Origin of the sequence: Pseudoalteromonas sp. NZS71 (assembly GCF_015864715.1) — a bacterium.
GTDB lineage: Bacteria > Pseudomonadota > Gammaproteobacteria > Enterobacterales > Alteromonadaceae > Pseudoalteromonas > Pseudoalteromonas arctica.
Genome location: NZ_JADYWS010000010.1, coordinates 18,412 through 36,633, shown reverse-complemented (window position 1 = coordinate 36,633; position 18,222 = coordinate 18,412). Strand labels below are relative to the sequence as shown.

Annotated in this window: 11 protein-coding genes and 1 pseudogene; 8 read left to right on the top strand and 4 right to left on the bottom strand. The window is 37.2% G+C overall.

What is annotated here, in order from left to right; translation table 11 throughout:
• The first annotated feature begins 253 nt into the window (after positions 1 to 253).
• On the top strand, positions 254 to 907 hold the full coding sequence (locus I6E85_RS08360; RefSeq protein WP_002958218.1) for an OmpW family protein: 654 nt from the start codon (positions 254 to 256) through the stop codon (positions 905 to 907).
• Positions 908 to 988: 81 nt separating this feature from the next.
• Here the strand turns inward: I6E85_RS08360 and I6E85_RS08355 are convergent, their stop codons facing one another.
• Positions 989 to 1,522 carry a thioesterase family protein gene (locus I6E85_RS08355; RefSeq protein ID WP_002958217.1) on the bottom strand — a complete coding sequence of 178 codons (534 nt, stop codon included), beginning with the start codon at positions 1,520 to 1,522 and terminating at the stop codon, positions 989 to 991.
• Between the two features lie 105 nt (positions 1,523 to 1,627).
• Here I6E85_RS08355 and I6E85_RS08350 point away from each other — a divergent pair, with 105 nt between their 5' ends.
• Positions 1,628 to 2,122: a hypothetical protein gene (locus tag I6E85_RS08350; RefSeq protein WP_024589429.1), complete on the top strand. Its 495-nt coding sequence runs from the start codon at positions 1,628 to 1,630 to the stop codon at positions 2,120 to 2,122.
• 28 nt (positions 2,123 to 2,150) lie between these two features.
• Here the strand turns inward: I6E85_RS08350 and tyrR are convergent, their stop codons facing one another.
• The 3 genes from tyrR to bcsE form a co-directional block, all read right to left on the bottom strand.
• Positions 2,151 to 3,707: a transcriptional regulator TyrR gene (tyrR, locus tag I6E85_RS08345; protein ID WP_010555118.1), complete on the bottom strand. Its 1,557-nt coding sequence runs from the start codon at positions 3,705 to 3,707 to the stop codon at positions 2,151 to 2,153.
• Between the two features lie 193 nt (positions 3,708 to 3,900).
• Positions 3,901 to 5,481 (bottom strand): cellulose biosynthesis protein BcsG, encoded by a 1,581-nt coding sequence (bcsG, locus tag I6E85_RS08340; protein WP_024607285.1) that lies wholly within the window; start codon positions 5,479 to 5,481, stop codon positions 3,901 to 3,903.
• 169 nt (positions 5,482 to 5,650) lie between these two features.
• Entirely contained in the window at positions 5,651 to 7,273 is a 1,623-nt protein-coding gene (bcsE, locus tag I6E85_RS08335) for a cellulose biosynthesis protein BcsE (protein WP_024589431.1), read from the bottom strand.
• A gap of 114 nt (positions 7,274 to 7,387) precedes the next feature.
• Between bcsE and bcsR the strand changes: the two genes are divergently transcribed.
• From bcsR to I6E85_RS08305, 6 genes and pseudogenes are all read left to right on the top strand, one after another.
• Entirely contained in the window at positions 7,388 to 7,576 is a 189-nt protein-coding gene (gene bcsR, locus I6E85_RS08330; RefSeq protein WP_007581346.1) for a BcsR/BcsP family cellulose biosynthesis protein, read from the top strand.
• Positions 7,577 to 7,596: 20 nt separating this feature from the next.
• The gene (gene bcsQ / locus I6E85_RS08325; protein WP_024589432.1) at positions 7,597 to 8,313 is read left to right on the top strand and encodes a cellulose biosynthesis protein BcsQ; all 717 of its coding nucleotides are present in this window, start codon (positions 7,597 to 7,599) and stop codon (positions 8,311 to 8,313) included.
• 1 nt (position 8,314) lies between these two features.
• Positions 8,315 to 10,984 carry a UDP-forming cellulose synthase catalytic subunit gene (gene bcsA, locus I6E85_RS08320; RefSeq protein WP_197236833.1) on the top strand — a complete coding sequence of 890 codons (2,670 nt, stop codon included), beginning with the start codon at positions 8,315 to 8,317 and terminating at the stop codon, positions 10,982 to 10,984.
• Entirely contained in the window at positions 10,977 to 13,223 is a 2,247-nt protein-coding gene (gene bcsB / locus I6E85_RS08315; protein WP_024589434.1) for a cellulose biosynthesis cyclic di-GMP-binding regulatory protein BcsB, read from the top strand. Before bcsA ends, bcsB begins: the two co-directional genes overlap by 8 nt.
• Positions 13,223 to 14,353 carry a cellulose synthase complex periplasmic endoglucanase BcsZ gene (bcsZ, locus tag I6E85_RS08310; protein ID WP_197236832.1) on the top strand — a complete coding sequence of 377 codons (1,131 nt, stop codon included), beginning with the start codon at positions 13,223 to 13,225 and terminating at the stop codon, positions 14,351 to 14,353. The genes bcsB and bcsZ overlap by 1 nt, the downstream gene beginning before the upstream one ends.
• Positions 14,344 to 18,163, top strand: a pseudogene (locus tag I6E85_RS08305) (cellulose synthase subunit BcsC-related outer membrane protein). Before bcsZ ends, I6E85_RS08305 begins: the two are co-directional and overlap by 10 nt.
• Positions 18,164 to 18,222 lie beyond the last annotated feature (59 nt).

Genomic DNA, 18,222 nt, shown 5'->3' with positions numbered 1-18,222 from the left:
CTTTATTATTTAATGTGCCTTTATTAAAACGTGAGTTTATTACTAAGCGATGTCAGCCTTAATACATTCATATGACTGTTGATGAAATAAATATGTCAATCTTTTCAAAAGCAGAACGACGCTAAATTTAATCTAAATCAATAAAGCATTCCACAAGGTTAAAATGTTTTTTAAACTTTGATCTAGAACAAGTTTTCATTTTTATTGCTCGGTAATAATAGCGCCAATCAAACAGTAGTTCTTGGAGAACAACATGAAAACTCAAATTAGCATCGCATTATTAACCTCTTTATTAGCACTCTCTCCAGCTGCACACGCTAACTTTAGCGTAAATGTTGGCGCTATTAACGTAAACCCTGATAATAGTAGCTCAGCAATTAATGAAGCACCTACGCTGGGCCTTAAAGGTGATTCAGATACTCAACTAGGTATCACTGTAGATTATGCATTTAACGATCAATGGGTGTTAGAACTAATAGCAGCAACACCTTTTTCACACGATGTAAATGGCGCAGGCGGCTTAGCAGGCAACAAAATTGCAGATATAAAACAGCTTCCTCCTTCTTTAGTTGCGCAATACCACTTTTTAGACACAAGTTATGCGCTAAGACCTTTTATAGGCGTAGGCATAAACTACACTGCATTTTTTGATGAGCAACCTTCTCAAGCACTTAAAGCGACGCTAGGAACAGACGATGTAGAAGTAAAATTAGATGATTCGTTTGGCTTTATGGCTCAGGTAGGTGCTAACTATAAAATTGATGCAAACTGGGGTCTACACGCCATGGTATCAATTATGGATATTGATACCGATGCCACTGTTTATGCTAATGGTGCAAAAGCACTTACATCAACTGTTGAGCTTGACCCCGTTGTTGCTATGTTCGGTGTTAGATACAGCTTTTAAAGCATATATAAAGTAGTACGTAGTTACCCAATTACAATGTGTGTTAAAAGGCCGAAAGGCCTTTTTTTTCATTTGTAGAGATTAGGGCAGGTTACTTAACTTTTTCTGCTCTAGCATTTCTTTCCAGTGCATAACTTCACTTGGCAATATAGGTGTTTGGCCATCAAAACCAGCCACTTCAAGCATTTCTTCAATACTTATAATACCTTTTTTACTTTTAAATACACCGCGTACATAAGCAATAGCATGTAAGCCTCGTTCTGAGTGAAACTTTTGCTCAATATAAAAGTATTTATGATCCCATCCAACTAGCTTAGTACTTATTGTATATCGCTGCATAGGCTTAATATCACGAATATAAGTAATAGCAGTTGCGTTAACAATCGGAAACCAGCGACGCTTCATTATTTGTTTAAGCAAGCCAACGCGCTCAGTCATCCAAGTTCGAGATAAATCCATCATCGCGAGGTAACGTGAGTTTGTTAAATGTAAATTAATGTCACAATCAGTAGGTAAAGCTTTGTAATCAATATCTACCGTATCAAGTAAATTTTGATATTGCTTGTTACGTTTAATTTTAAAAAACAATAATAAAAGTCGAATATATAAGTTCACAAAAAAGGTCTTACCAGTTAAATTTATTCGAGTGTAGCATAGCCCCTTGCGAAGACGAATATTCTACTTTAATCTTAAATCACTATTACAATAAAAAGATAACTCATGAAGTCAAAACTAAAAATTATTACTGCGCTAACTCTATTAGCGCCTAGTTATAATGCTTTTGCCGATTTTTCATTACCGGGTAAAGGCTCTGTTACTTACCCTACTGGTGTAGTTAAAGAATTTAAATTTGGTTTTGAATGGCAGCAAAAAGCTGAAAAATTCACTATTGGCTCTAAAAGTTACAATATGGAGCAGATCCCTAGCTCTTACTCGGTAGCTATAACGCTTTCAAAGGATGACAGCCAAATATGGGTGCAAGAATTTAATAATGGATTTATTGAAGAGTTTGAATGGCAAATTGGCGAACATAAGGTCACTTTAAAAAAGCAGCAATTTAGCGACCCCGTAAAAGGCGATTATGTTATTGAACTTAATGGCCGTAGCTATTTTTTCACTCGTAATAACGCCAGCATTGTAATGAACTTTAACGAAGAAGGTATCGAGACAATTGCAATTGACGGGGTAACAAAAAATATGGGCACTAAAAATTAGTCCCCATATTTTAATTTATTTATGTCAATTACACTTTTACTGTTTTTCGGTTAATACCGTAATCACGTAACTTATTAGCTACCGCGGTGTGACTTAGGCCCAATCGCTTAGCTAACTGACGTGAGCTTGGATAAGCTGGGTAGAGTTTGCGAAGTAAGGTCGCTTCAAAACGTTTAACAGCTTGATCTAGTGAGCCTTCAAAATCAGACTCTAAATACCCTAAATCATGGGTAAAAGTTGGTAACTGTAAATGCTCTACGCGAAGCTCGCTATCATCTAGTAACGACACTGCACGGTAAATTGCATTTTCCAGCTGACGAACATTTCCTGGCCACGGATACTCTTGTAAAAAGCTCAAACACTCTTGTGATAAAACAGGAATTGCATGACCATTTTGTTGCGCATATTTTTGAATAAAATGCTCTGCAAGTGGTCCTACATCTGCTTTTCTATCTCTTAGTGGTGCTATTTCTAAAGTAAGCACGTTTATACGGTAATATAAGTCTTCTCTAAAAACCCCTTCTTGTACCATTGCAGGTAAGTCTTTTTGAGTAGCGGCAACAATACGTACATTTACTTTAACTTCGTTCTCATCGCCTACTTTTCTAAACGTACCATCTTGTAAAAAACGCAGTAACTTAGTTTGTAGTTGAGTCGACATTTCGCCAACTTCATCTAAAAATACAGTTCCACCATCGGCTTGCTCTAATACACCGCGCTTTGGCGCTGCATTTTCTTCGTACCCGGCATAACCAAATAACTCAGACTCAGCAACATCATCAGGAAGTGAAGCACACGACAGTGCAATAAAAGGTTTAACAGAACGATTAGATGCGTAATGGCACGCTCTAGCTAATAACTCTTTACCTGTTCCTGTTTCACCAGTAATCAAAATAGGGGCTTCTAGTTGCGCCATTTTGCGTGCTTCGCGCACAACTCGGCGCATTGCCGTACTAAAGTTGTGAATAGTAGCGAAGCTTTCTTGCCCGTAACGTCTAAATGCACTGACTTGCTGCCCTAACCGACTTTGCGATTTAATGTTAATAACCGCACCAGCAAGCACATCACCTTCACTACCTTGAGGCACTGCAATTGGCAAAATGTCTGCAATAAAATCCTCACCAGCCACTTCAACGCGAGTGGTTTGTCCGAGTACTTCTTTACCTTCTAACCAGCGTGTAAAGTTAAAACCTTTAAGCAGGTTATTAATATTTGCACCAATCACGTCTTTTTCAATTAGCTGTAAGTCTTTACATGCTGCATCGTTACACAAACGTACCCAACCTTTGGCATCAATAGAGATAACCCCATCAGGCAATGCACGTAGTAAAGTATTTAATTCGTTGTGTTCACGCTCAGATGGTAAAAATGCAGTAGTACGCACATCGTGTACACCGTCGATTAAACGTATCGATGGCATAATTTTTTGGAATTGTTCAAATTCAATTTCGGGAAAACTAACGTACATACGACAATTTACAGAATCGACTTCAATTCCTTTCAAATCAACGCTGTAGTTAACTAATATATTAAGGATTTCTTGAGCAATACCAATTCGATCAGCACAGTGAATATCTAGACGCATACATCCTCAAAGAAGGAAAAACTATATTAGCCGAATAATACGCTAAGTCGCTTTGAGAAGGTAGCTTATTGTAAACATTTTTGGACAAAATAGCTTTTAGAGCCAAAGGGTGGGATGTAATTAAACGAAGAAAAACAGCACTGATATCTATATTTAACTATACCAGTGCTGTTTATTAAATCTTATTATGAGACTACTTACCTTGTGGGTAAGCTGACCAATCACCACCATCTAATTGTATGAATGGTCGTTGGTTAACATACATCATTATTGTGCCTTCATTTTCAGCAACTTTAGGTGCTTTAGGTAGGTTTTCAAGTAAATTAGCAACACTATTATTCCCACCAAACACATCAGTTTGCAGTGCCTTACTTACCAGCTCTGAAAGCGCAAAGTAACTTGTTGAATCATCAACCACAATTTGCGAGTAGTTTTGTACATCAGGACCTATAAATTTAATTGCTACAGGTACCGACACAATTGCTGGACTAGGGATTTCACGTAATCCTGCAAACTGTACTTTATCACCTTTTAAATTAGCGCCGTGTTCAGGCACTATCATTAACATAACGTTGCGACCACGCTTTTCTAATTTTTTTACAAATTGGTTAATATCAGCAAACAAGTTTTTATGTCTGATTGGGTATGTCTCTTTACTATTCACCCTTGGTTGATTCTCTAGCTGATTACCGTCATGTAAACTTGTGGTGTTGTAATACATTGCACACGGCTTACAATCATCAGCTTGCTCTAACCAACCATCCAGCACAGCTTCATCTGAGTAAATAGGGCTATTATCAAAACCTCGAAGCGCCACTGGCATTGAATCGATATTAAATGGCGTGCTATCTAGGCCACCGTACTTATTTATTAAACCTTTAAACTCATCAAAATGTCCGTCGTGATTCATCACAACATTATTTTGATAACCTAGTTTCTCAAGGTTTTTAAACAAGTGGCATTGTTCAGGTGCCTCTTTAAATAATGCTGTTTGACTAGTTTGCCCACAACTAGCGCGCAGCAGTCTTACCGCAGCTGGTCCACTGTATGATGTAGCCGAGTTAAAGTCTGAAAACACCACATCAAAGTCTTTATACATATCAGTAACACTTACACCAATGGCATTTAAATCAGCAACAGCCATTGAGCATATGTTCAAAATAATTACATCAAACAGTTCACCATTTACTTGGTTCGGAAAGTGACTCATTAATAAGCTTTGTTGTTGATAAAAATCAGCTAATTTTTGATCAGGAGATTGTGCTGCCTGAGTGATCACTTGTGTTTGAGGATTACTTTGACTCTGTGTAACCGGCTCAGGGTTAGCCACATTATTAACAAATTGTGATTGAGAGTTACCCCCTTGCCATCCTACAACTAACAGCCCAACGATAGTGACTGTTGTAAAGCGTATCCATTGCGATGTATACCAAAAACACACACTAATTACGAACAAAGCCAATAACATATCAATGTTAATAACACGGGTTAATAACTCAATAAAGTAACCAAAACTAAAATCTTGAACGTTACCCGCTTGTTTAGTCAACCTGTTTATTGGTGGCAACCATGAGTCTTGGTAAAGTAATACCACAGCAAACACAGCACCTACTATATGTTTTGCCTTCTCTATTAATGGCTGTTTAAATTTAATCGCAAGCAATGCAGCAAAAGCCGCATTAGTTAATACGTTAAAATCAATTGCACCATAATAAAACAGAGCAAACTTAACTAAAAAATAAAGGTTCCAAACCCCTAAACCTGATAATTTCACTTCTTATCCTTTTTTACTGTATTTGGTGTATAAGGCTCTAGTACTTCATGTTTAAAAGTAAGCTTATAATAATATTTTGTTATTTGAGATAAAATGTATTTGCCTAGCATACAAAGCACCGCGCCAAGCACCATTGCAAGAAACACGGTAATTAAAAGCTGATTCATACTCATAAGTTATCTCTTAATTTCATTATAAAAGGCTTAGCATCTGGGCGGCTTTTGCTAGAAAATTCAGGTGTGTTAATATTTTCAGTAACGCTGTTTGCTATATCAGGTGCAAATTTATAGCTATCATTCTCGGCAAGTTTTTGCGAGAAATCTACAACACTCTTACCTTTATAAAAACGCCTTAATTGTTTACATTCTTGTTGAATGTAAAAGTGATCAGAAATTACATTTTGCTGTACAAAAAAATCGCTTGTTTTTAATTTAAACAAATGCTTAATCGCATTATCAACGTCATTCTCTCTACAAGCATGCAAATATAAATAAACTGTATTATCTGCAATACTAAATACATCACCTTCGCGTTTAATATGAAATAAATGCAAAGGGTGTATTGGGTCGATTCGTGGCAGTAATTCAAGCTTTACTAGCACACCACTCACACCTAAATTAACGGCTGAGTCACTATGAATTTCTACTTGTTTTGTAAACTCAATGAAAGGTAAATATCCTTTCGAAAAAGTGTTTTCAGTGTATTTCAATACGTCCTCAACTGAGGGAGGTAAAGGCCTAGAAAACTGAAAACCTTGAATAGATTGAATTTGTGAGAGCAACCGAGAAGGCTCTGAAAAGCTATATAGAATAAGGTTTACACCCAATGTTAAAAATAAACATTCATCTTGATGGCGAATAACACCATCAACATTTTGAATAACAAGCTTTAACCAGCGCCCACAGTTTTTTCTAAGTTCAAAACACTGCTTACCTAATAACGCTAAATCAGTGTAGCGCGTTACTGCAAAAATTAAGGTGGCTGCTTCTACCTTTGGTCCTTTATTAAATAAGTCATTATTATCTTTTACACTTTTATAGTGCATTGGTAATTTAGTACCTTCGGGCACCGCACTTTGCACAAGCCAAACATCGTCTTCATCGGAAAAGTCTGAACTTTTAGGTGCTTTGCTCTCGCTTATTATTCCCTTTTGAACAACAAACTGATTATTACTTAATAATAACGGGTAATGTTCACCAGCAATAACACCCGTGCTATGGCGCCAATAATCATATTCAAGAACTCGCATTGCAGAATCATTATCAACAAAAACCAGCCCATCAAATACATTATTTAATCGTCTAACTAAAAAACGGTAGTTAGCAATATCAGGCCCAGATATTAAAAATAGTAATGTAGCTCCGGTACGACGAACAAAATCGTTGTACTCATTCATCATCAGTTTCAAGCTTTTTTCGCCAGCGCTGTTTAACTGTGTTGTATTAAAATGGACAAAAATGAGCGCTTCGTTTAGACGTTTATAAGCACTTATCTCTTTTATAATACCTGAATTGATTCGCTCAATTGAATAGTGTTGTGTTTCTGGGGCCAACGAAAAAGGATGTACTCGATTATGTTCATAAGCATAATTTAACGATGCAGAAAAAGAAGAATCAAAAAATGATTCAGCCTCTTGAGAAACTATATATATATCATTAGCTAAACTTTGGTTAATTGAATGTAACGCTAATTCGATTGCAAAATTATCTAAAGGGGCTAAAACAGCATAACTTGAAGCCGATTTTAACTCTTTTGCAGCAGGCTCTAATCCCGTTATGTTAAAGTTATGCACTTAAAATGCCCTATAAAAAATACTTTTTTACTAGTTTTAACCGTTATTCTATATATAATAGCCAAATATTGTCCACTTTTAATCAAAATAATTAAAGTAACTGTAAAGGTAAAGATGAACAACTTAACATCTAAAAACTCACAAACGTTAACATCGAGTGATATAGAAAACCTTACACTGCGTTTTGGTGGAAAGAGTGATGACTACATAGAAATTGTAAACAAGCAGCAAAATAATAATACAATTAATAAATACGCATTGCTTAAAGAGATAAACAACGAACTAAACACATACACTAGTTAAACTAAGGATAGGTAACCCCGTTGCAAAGAGTTTTCATTAAAGGTATCAAAGGCGGTTTAGGCAGCACTTCTGTAGTTGCCAATCTTGCATGCGTGCTAAAAAAGTCTGACGTTGACGTTGTTGCTATCGATTTAGATGCAAAAAGTGACTTAGGTTTACATTTTGGTTTACCGTGGAAATACACCAAAGGCTGGAGTAATGAAGTGCACTTTGAAGATGCACTTACGCATTTTCACCAAGATAACGATGGCATTATATTTTTACCATTTGGCGATAACGACGACACTAGCACCGATAACATCACTAAAACGGTCAATAAATGCAAAAACCTAAATTATAACAACGAAGCTTGGATACTTTTTGACTGCCCTTCACATATTAACCTTTCTCACTACCCATTAGAGAAAGACGATATTGTAATTGAACTTGTTAATTGCGACGCTATTTGTCACAGCTTAATTTATAGGCGCCTGCAAAAACTTAAAAATTCAGATACCAATTGGAAACATTACTTTTTAGTTAACCGCTATAACTCTGCATCAACGCTAGAATTTGACTTATTTTCCCTATGGCAATCGACACTTCCCCTTATGGCTCCCTTTTTTATTAACAGTGACGAAGTTATTAAAGAGTCAACCGCATACAGAAATGTAGCACTTAACTGCGCGCCATATAGTGTCGCAAACGATGACTTTGAAACACTAGCTGGTTGGCTAGTTAGTAAAGCGACCTTATAAAATGAGCATTACACTATTTTATCAGCGCCCTATTCACAGCACTTTATACTTGCTGCTGAGCATTTTATTTACTGATAAGTTAGTTCGGTACATTTTATTTAAGTTTCATAGCTACTTTAATCAACATAAAGTAAATGTAATTGAAGCTTTCTTAATGCCTTTTATTACGCTTTTAAGCTCGCTATTTATAAACATTAAACAGCATAAAATCAGCTTTGAGTTTACCCTTTATAACTACTACCCTCATTTAAGGCTGCCTTACCGAACCTATATTTACTCCAATATATTACGCTTTATTATTCAAAGTGTTTTTTTAGTGTTTTTTAAAAATCAGCTTAAATCTAGTTCAGTAAAAGAAGATGCAGTTAATTATTTTTATGATGGCGTTAGCTACCTTTTAAGGCAATTACGTTGGTTTGATTTAAAGTTAGGTAAATTATTAAAACGCCTACTATCAAAAAACAAAAAAGGCCCTAAAAAAAGTGCATTTAAAGCCATGGCGGATGCACGTGTATGGCAAAATAAATTAGTTAAATACGTCATCCTCGCGTTTATTTTATTTTTATTAGCAATATTCATTACAATTCCTTTTAGCTTGGAAGCTCAAGCCGTATTTATAAGCTTTATTTTATTAGTTGCGTATGCACTTAAACGAGTAAAAGGCCAAATGGCAACCATTGTCATGATCACCCTGTCAGTAACTACGTCTTCTCGTTACTTATGGTGGCGTTACACTGAGACTTTAAACTGGGATGATCCGCTTGCACTTGCACTAGGTGGCGGTTTACTACTTGCTGAAACGTATGCATGGCTTGTACTGATTTTAGGTTTTTTTCAAACAGTTAATCCGCTTGAGCGAAAACCAGTGCCTTTACCTAAAGACACTGACCTATGGCCAACTGTTGATGTATATATTCCAACTTATAACGAGCCGTTAAGCGTTGTAAGACCCACTACTCTCGCTGCTTTAAGTATCGATTGGCCTGCAGACAAGTTAAATGTTTATATATTAGATGATGGTAAGCGCTCAGAGTTTAAGGATTTTGCAGCCGAGATTGGAGTGGGTTATTTAGCGCGTTCGGATAACAATCATGCTAAAGCCGGTAATATGAATAGCGCTATGCGTTATACCGATGGCGAATATATCGCAATTTTTGATTGTGACCACGTTCCTGCTCGCTCGTTCTTACAAATGACAATGGGACAGTTTTTAAAAGACAGTAAAGTGTGTTTGGTCCAAACACCGCATCACTTTTTTTCTGCCGATCCATTTGAGCGAAATCTTAATAACCACAGTCAAATCCCTAACGAAAACATGTTGTTTTATGGATTGATTCAAGATGGTAACGACATGTGGGATGCAACCTTCTTTTGTGGTTCTTGTGCCGTATTAAAACGAGAAGCGCTTGATAACATTGGTGGTTTTGCATTTGAAACAGTAACTGAGGATGCTCACACGGCCCTTCGTATGCAGCGCGCAGGTTATAAAACTGCATATATAAACATCCCACAAGCCGCAGGCCTTGCTACCGACAGCTTGTCAGCGCATATAGGCCAACGTATTCGCTGGGCGCGTGGTATGGCACAAATATTTAGGCTTGATAACCCATTGATGGGTAAAGGTTTAAGCATCCCTCAACGATTATGCTATATAAACGCAATGCTGCATTTCCTATCGGGTATTCCTCGTATTGTATTTTTAACAGCTCCTTTGGCGCTAATATATTTTAATGCCTACATAATTTATGCTCCTTTTATTGCTATTTTTATCTATGTGGTACCGACACTAATTCAAATAAAAGCGACTAACTCACGCATTCAAGGTAAATACCGTTACTCCTTCTGGGGTGAAGTGTATGAGTCAGTACTTGCTTGGTACATATTAAAACCAACTACCGTTGCTTTATTTAATCCTAATAAAGGTAAATTTAACGTAACCGAAAAAGGCGGTTTAAATGATGAAGAGCATTACGACTGGGGGATTTCTAAACCGTATTTAATTCTCTTACTTATTAACTTACTTGGAATAATAGTGGGTGTATTACGTCTGTTTTTAGGTGATTCAAGCCAGATTGGCGTACTTATAATAAGTATGGGTTGGGCTTTTTATAATATTATTATTTTGGGTGCTGCGGTTGCGGTTGCTGCTGAGGCTCGCCAAGTGAGGCACTCGCATCGTATAAAGGCAAACTTTCCTGCCGGCGTTCGTTTAGCAAATGGCCATACTTTAAAAGTAAAAATAACGGATTATTCAGATAACGGTGTAGGTATAGAGACTGAACACGCACATTTATGCCGCGTTAACGATAAAATTGAATTATTAATGAGTCGCGGTAACAAGCAATTTTCGTTTACAACGTATGTATGTAATACCCGTAAAAAACAAATTGGCCTTACACTTAAAGATTTATCCCTCGAAAAGCAAAGAGCTTTTATACAATGTACTTTCTCCAGAGCAGATGCTTGGCTAGATTGGCAAAATAACTTTAGACATGACCGTCCATCGTATAGCTTCAAAGAAGTGCAAAAAACCAGTTTACGGGGCTTTAGTAATTTATTGTTTCATGCCCCAAGAGCGTTACAACCTATAATTAAGTTTATGACTAATACTGTCATTTACATAAATTCATTTACTCCAAAAAAAACGATAGTGCATAATAATTATGATTAAAAAGTTACTTAATACATTTCTAACATTGTTACTTATTAGTAGCGCATATCAAGTGCTCGCTATCGAGCCTATGCACGACAAAACTATGTTTGTAAATGGCTACCCTGAGAGCGCTCAGGTTTCTAGTTTACGTCTTAGCTTTGAAAAGTTAGGGTTCAACGACTATAAACTCGACGGCGTGAATAATAATTCTCGAGTCGATTTCACAAATAGAATTGATAAATTAAGCACTAATCTAAAGCTTAACTTTTCGTACACCAACTCACCTTCATTGCTGGCTAATGTATCGCATTTAAAAGTTTATTTTAACGATAACTTAGTTACTGTTTTACCTATTAATGAGCAATTAAGTATTGTAAAAAATACGGTAAGTCATAGCCTAGACCTAAATGCTAAATACATCCAAGACTACAACCAAATTCGCTTTGAACTAGTTGGCTACTACGACTTACGATGCCAAGATTACTTTAGCCGCTCAATTTGGACTGAAATAAACAAATCAAGCCACATCACGCTTGATCAAAAACAGTTAGCAATTGATAGCCGCCTTGAATATTTACCAGAACCATTTTTTGATGCTAAAGATTACAACAAATTAAACTTACCTTTTGTATTTGCAAGCACACCTAATACACAAGCAATAGAAGCTGCAGCCACTTTATCTAGTTGGTTTGGCGCACAAGCTGACTGGCGTGGCGCTAACTTTCCAGTCGTTTTAAATAAAGCACCAGAGCAGCATAGTGTGGTGTTTATTACTAATGACTCAAAACCTGATTTTTTAAAAGATTATCCAGATGTTGAAAAGCCAACCGTCGAGCTAATTTCAAGCCCTATTCACAGATACAATAAAATGCTGTTAATTTTGGGGCGTGACGAAAAAGACTTAAAAACAGCGGTCACTGGTCTTGTATTTGGTCATAAAATTATGACTGGCCGAAGTGCAAGCATCGAGGCTATTAACAAACTCCCACTGCGTAAAGCTTATGATGCGCCGAGATGGCTAAGAAACGATCGTCCCGTGCACTTTGACGAGCTTATTGACTACCCAACTCAGTTACAAGCTGAGGGTCTTAACAACGGCCCTATAAAATTAAATGTTCGTTTTGCACCTGATTTATTTACTTGGCGTGAAAAAGGTATTCCTATTACTTTGCAATACCGTAATACGCCAGAGAGCGAAACATTAAATTCACGTTTAAACATGTTAATAAACCAAGAATTTATAAGTGGTTTTTTACTTGATAAAAAAGACACATCGTTAACTACCGCTAAAACGTTGCTGCCTTTAATTGCTAATACAGACACAACGCAAAGCGCTGAAGACTTTTCATTAGACGGTATTAATCTTGCCAGCCGAAATGAGTTAAATTTTGACTTTAGATTTGCAGTACTTAAAAAAGGCGAATGTGCCGTTGCTCCACCTGGTGGCGAGTACGGGGTAATTGATGGAAACTCTAACATTGATGTAAGTGGGTTTGACCATTACATGGCTCTGCCTGATTTAAATGTATTTGCAAACAGCGGATTCCCATTTACAAAATACGCAGACTTACAACAAACTTTAGTATTGATAGATGAAGTTCCATCACCTAAAGCACTATCTGTATTGTTTAATTTAACAGGCCACTTTGGTGCTATTACAGGCTACCCCGCTCATAGAATAAGTGTTGCTCATTTAAATCAAGATGCCAACTTAGATGATAAAGATATCTTAGTTATCGCAAAACCTAATAGCATTGCTAATAACTTAGATGAAGATGCGCAAACCAATATCCTGCTTGATAATAATCAGCGCGCTATAAAACAAGCCATATACAATGGTGCTTACGATGAGCAGACAACAGATAAAGTCCAAGTAAGTATAAAAAGTAGTGGTGATATGGCCGTTATTACTGGCTTTCAATCACCGTTTGATTCAGAGCGTTCAATTGTATCGCTTAGTGCAACATCACAAAAAGCCTTTACTCTACTAGATGATGCGTTAATGAGTTCAGAAGCTCTTGCGCAAATTAAAGGCAGTGCTGCAGTCATAAATTCTCAAGGCATTAAGACAATTAAAACTGATGAGCAATATTTTGTTGGTCACATTCCTGTGCATACCCTAATTTGGTTCCATTTATCGGATCACCCATTTGTACTGGCACTATTGTCTATTTTAACACTACTGCTGATCTCATTTATTATATGGCGATTACTACAAGCATTAACATACAAGCGATTAGCTGAAGGAGATAAGTAATGAAGTCACTCATTAATGTATTTTTTACCGTGATTGCATTATTTACCTTTAATGCCAATGCACAAATAGAGCAATGCCAACCATGGGATGCATGGCAAACGTTTAAAAGTAACTTTATAAGCCAAGATGGTCGCGTTATTGATTTGGGGAGTGAGCAAAAAGTCACAACCTCTGAAGGCCAATCTTATGCCTTATTTTTTGCTGTCGTAGCAAATGACAAAGCAATGTTTGACCTAGTCCTGGATTGGACGCAAGAACATTTGTCAGAGGGTGATTTAAGCACTCGTTTACCGGCATGGCAATGGGGTGTTAACAATCAAAATGTTGGCGGAATTTTAGATTCAAATCCAGCGTCTGATTCTGACTTATGGATAGCATATAGTTTATCGCAAGCTGCTATTCTTTGGGATGACCGCCGCTACAGCATATTAGCAGCCGTACTTGCACAACGGATAATGCGTGAAGAAACCGCCTATATTTCGGGCCTAGGTTTATCATTACTACCCGCCCCTACTGGTTTTGAATTTGATAATGAGCGTTTTAAGTTAAACCCAAGCTACTCACCGTTATTTATTTATCAGCAGTTTAAAAAGCTTTATCCACACTCGCCTTGGCATCAACTGCACGAAGGCTCAGCAAAGTTGATTTTAGATACAGCAAAGCAAGGTGTTAGCCCTGACTGGGTAATGTTTGATGCAGATAACGGCTTTTACTACGATAAAAAAACGAGCGACTTGGGCAGTTACAACGCTATTAGAGTATATTTATGGGCAAGTATGATGGCAGACAACGCACCTTATAAAAAAGAGCTATTAGCGCAATTTAACCCTTTTATAGAAACAATTAATAAACGTGGTTACGTGCCTTTAAATACTTTTGCTAAATCAGGAAAATCTGAAAAAAGAGGCCCTCTAGGCTTTAACTCAGCTCTATTACCTTTACTAGCGACTAATAACTATAATTCTACAGTAATGGCTATTCAGCAAAAACTAATGATTGATAAATCATTTACCCAGACTCGTTATTACGACAGCGTACTTAACTTGTTTGGTGCAAGTGCTTTAAATAAACGTTTTTCAATTACAGCAGATGGGACGCTACAACCGGTATGGAGCACTGAATGCCGTTAAGGTTTGCCCTCGCTTGCACATTAGCGCTTAGCTCTGGATTAAGCGCTAACACAGTCAACGATATTGATACGCAATCTGTTGATTGGTTACTAAGCCAAATAGGTATTGGTGAAGCACAGCAAAATAAAAAACTAGTTGAAGATAGCTTGCGAAAGCTAGTCGCTATTGCCCCTGCCCGAATAGAAACACAGTGCGCAGTAGCGCGTTATAATTTTGCCAATGGCGAATCAGTGAAAGCCAACCAATTATTAAGCAAAATAGATAACGGACTCACTAAGCAAGCCCCTTGTGTTGAAAAACTTAAAATACTCTCTCGTATTGAGGGTAAAGATAAATCTTTAATTCATGAAGCTAGGCTACTTTCTCGAGCTGGACGTTATGAACAAGCCCGTGAAATATACAATAAAATATTTAAAAACACCTACCCTACACTTAATTACGAGCTTGAGCATTTAAGCTGGTATGGGCAAGACAGCGACCAATGGGAAAGTGTTAAAAAAGGCTATGAAAAGTTATTAAAAAGCTATTCTAATATCGCTCAAGTAGAAATACCTTATGCTCGCCATTTACTGAGGAAAAACCCAGCAAATAATAAAGCTTTAGATATTTTAAGTAATTACGGAACTAGCCCTTCTTTTATTAATGAAGTTGAGTTTATTTGGCTTGCAACTCTTAAGAGCATGGATCTTACTCAAAATACAGTTGAGCAATACCAACGATACTTCTCTGTGTACCCATTTAGTAGTAAAGGTAAGTTACAATACGAAGATTTCCAACGAGATTTTAAAGTAAGGCAAGCATTACTTGCCGATCCTGCGTATCAGCTTTGGCTTAAAGGTGATCGTTTACTTAATAATAAAAAATTAAAAGAAGCTGAGCCCCTACTATTAAATGCTTTAAAAGGGCGGCCAACCGATAAAGAAATTATGCGCAGCTTAGGGTATTTGTATTTAGCGAAAAGCGACTACAAAAAATCTTATTACTATTTTTTTACCGCGCAAAAATATACACCTAATTTTGATGAGCGTGAAGGACTTAAAGAACTCGCGACAGTTGCGAAGTTTTGGCTGTATATGTCTGAAATGGAAGATGCTATAGAGCAATCTGATTTTAAAACAGCACAATTAAAACTAAATCTAGCTGAGCAATTAAATCATGACCAAGAAGCTTTTCTTTATAACAAAGGCCTATTACTAGTAGCTCAAGGAAATTACACACAAGCTGCTACCGCCTATCAAGCTGCCCTAAAAACCAATCCTTTATATGAAAATGCCTTACTTGGCTTATTAAATATCGCGCAACTAGATCAAAACCAAAAATCAATTCGCAACTTTTATAATTCATTAAATGCAAAGCAACGAGATTTAATCTACCCCTCATATGCACTAGCTACCAGTAATACTCTAAGAGATAAAGCAAGTCAGTATACTAATGGTGGAGAGCTAGAAAAAGCAGAAGAATTACTTAAGCAAGCTATTGAGCTTTCACCTGAGCAACCTTGGTTATATTACGATTTAGCTTTTATATACCAACAAAAAGGCCTCACTCAACAAGCACGTGATTTATTTAATAATGTATTGTGGCAATTTCCGCTAAACCCCCAAATTAGATATAGCCATGCTTTATTTTTGCGCTCTATAAATGATTATGAAGGTGCTTTAGATACACTTAAATATATTCCTTTTAAAAATCGAGATACAGATATTATTGCTTTAGAGCAGCAATTGTTGCTTAACGAGTCTCTTACGCAAAGTCAGCAATATCTTGATTTAAAAAATAAATCTGTCGCTATCTACCATTTAAGTAACTTAGAAGCAAGAGAGCTAACACCTGAAATGCAAGCTGAGCTTTCTAATAGTTGGTACAAAATTGATGAAAAACGACATGCTCTTAAATTACTTTCAAGTGCCCTTTCATCTGACTCATCTTTGTCGCCTTATTGGCACCTTTTACAAGGCCAGTGGATACTAGAGCAAGGTAACCAAGTTGAAATAAAACGCTGGTTTGAGGGTTACGTGTTACCAGAAAGCGCTTCTGAAAACGAAACGGCTCAATATGTTCAGTTACAAAATAACTACCTAAACCAGTTTTACACTGGCAGTGATTTAATTGCTAAGCTCAATCAGCTTGATCAAAAATATAAAGATATTCCAGCAACAACTACTGCCCTTATTAATGCAAATTTAGCGCTAGAACAATATGAAGCGGCCGTTATTTTGTATCAGCAAAAAGTACAAAATAAACAAACCATAGAGCCTCAAGCACTACTCGCTATTGCTAATGCATACATAGAACTTGGAGACGACTTTCAAGCAAAAGAAGTTACGCAAAAAGCGATAGCGCAAACCACATCGCAAGAGGGTTATTTGCAACGCCAAATCATGTCATCTCTCAATGAGTTTAATTACTCTGGAGACGCACTTTATTTAGCTAAGCAACTTGTTGAAAAGTCACCCAACGATCAAGAACTACGTTATTTAGGCGCTCAAGTAGCCAGCAAATTCAACGAAACCGAACAAGCACAATCTTGGTACGCACAAACCCTGTCACCTAATCGTACTTTAAACGAAAAAGAGCTTTACGGAGCGCTTTTAAAAATAGATGAAAACGATGAATGGTATGTAAACGGTGCTAAACGTGAGCTAATAAACGAGCAAAACAAAAACCAAGCCTACATTGCCATGGGTGTTAACTTTAGTGGGCAAACAAGTACCGAAAGTGAAGCAACACTTGGTGCGGGCTTAGTACCGATTGAAGCTTACTTTCCACTTTGGCAAGGCCAAGGTTTTATTAAAGTAGACCCAACTACTATTAGCGCACAAACAACTCGCTTTGATGAGCAGTTCGCTGGTAGTCGCTACGGACAAGGTGCTTTATGTATTTTCACTTGTTCAGTCGATGAAGTGACACCAGAGGAAAGTGGTGTAGATATAGGTATTGGTTGGCAAAACGAAAACTGGCGTGTAGATGTAGGCACTACCCCACTTGGCTTTTTAATTGAAGACTTTGTGTGGGGTGTAAATTACGCAGACAGTTTTGGCGACTTTGGATACAGCCTAGAACTTGAAAAGCGCCCAGTTACAAATTCAGTGCTTTCTTATGCGGGCTTAAAAGATGTAAATACAGGTAAAGTTTGGGGGGGGCGTACGCTCTACAGGCCTAACAGCTAATGTATCACACGACTTAGGCGGAAAATGGGGTTTTTGGTCAAGCGCCGACTTTACCCTCTATAAAGGCCAAAATGTAAAAGACAACCAACGCTATCGTATGATGGGCGGTACTTATTACCGTGTAATAAGCAATCAAAAGCGTGAATTTATCGTAGGCGCTAGCTTATTACATTGGGCATACAAGTATAATTTAAGTGAAGAAACATGGGGCCATGGTGGTTATTACAGTCCGCAAAACTATGTAGGTTTATCCGTGCCTCTCACTTATGACGCGCGTTGGGGCGATGATTTTGTTTATCGATTAAAAACCGGTGTTTCGTACTCGCAAACAAAAACTCAATCTATTGATTTCTTCCCTAACGATAGCGATTTGCAAATAGCTGCGTATGATAGAGAATCAATAACAGGTGTTGACCCTGTATTTGAAGGTGAAACAAGTTCTGGTGTTTCATATAATCTTGAAGGTAGTTTTGAGTATAGAATAACGCCGAATTGGTTCTTTGGTGGCTACTTAGCCATCGATCGTTCTGACTTTTACGAACCAAACTTTGGTCAACTTTACATACGTTACTATTTTAACCCTGTTTATGGAACGCTTGAGTTCCCAGGTACCCCTATTGTTCCTTATGCTGAGTTCTAACTTGGCATAAGGTGATACACCGCGCAATACTTCCCCTAGCACTAAGGTATATGTATACT

What these genes read in the sequence shown, in the direction of transcription:
- bcsA (WP_197236833.1), top strand. Translation starts at nt 8,315, where the DNA reads ATGAGCATTACACTATTTTATCAGCGCCCTATTCACAGCACTTTATAC.
- bcsB (WP_024589434.1), top strand. Translation starts at nt 10,977, where the DNA reads ATGATTAAAAAGTTACTTAATACATTTCTAACATTGTTACTTATTAGT.
- bcsR (WP_007581346.1), top strand. Translation starts at nt 7,388, where the DNA reads ATGAACAACTTAACATCTAAAAACTCACAAACGTTAACATCGAGTGAT.
- I6E85_RS08350 (WP_024589429.1), top strand. Translation starts at nt 1,628, where the DNA reads ATGAAGTCAAAACTAAAAATTATTACTGCGCTAACTCTATTAGCGCCT.
- I6E85_RS08360 (WP_002958218.1), top strand. Translation starts at nt 254, where the DNA reads ATGAAAACTCAAATTAGCATCGCATTATTAACCTCTTTATTAGCACTC.
- bcsZ (WP_197236832.1), top strand. Translation starts at nt 13,223, where the DNA reads ATGAAGTCACTCATTAATGTATTTTTTACCGTGATTGCATTATTTACC.
- tyrR (WP_010555118.1), bottom strand. Translation starts at nt 3,707, where the DNA reads ATGCGTCTAGATATTCACTGTGCTGATCGAATTGGTATTGCTCAAGAA.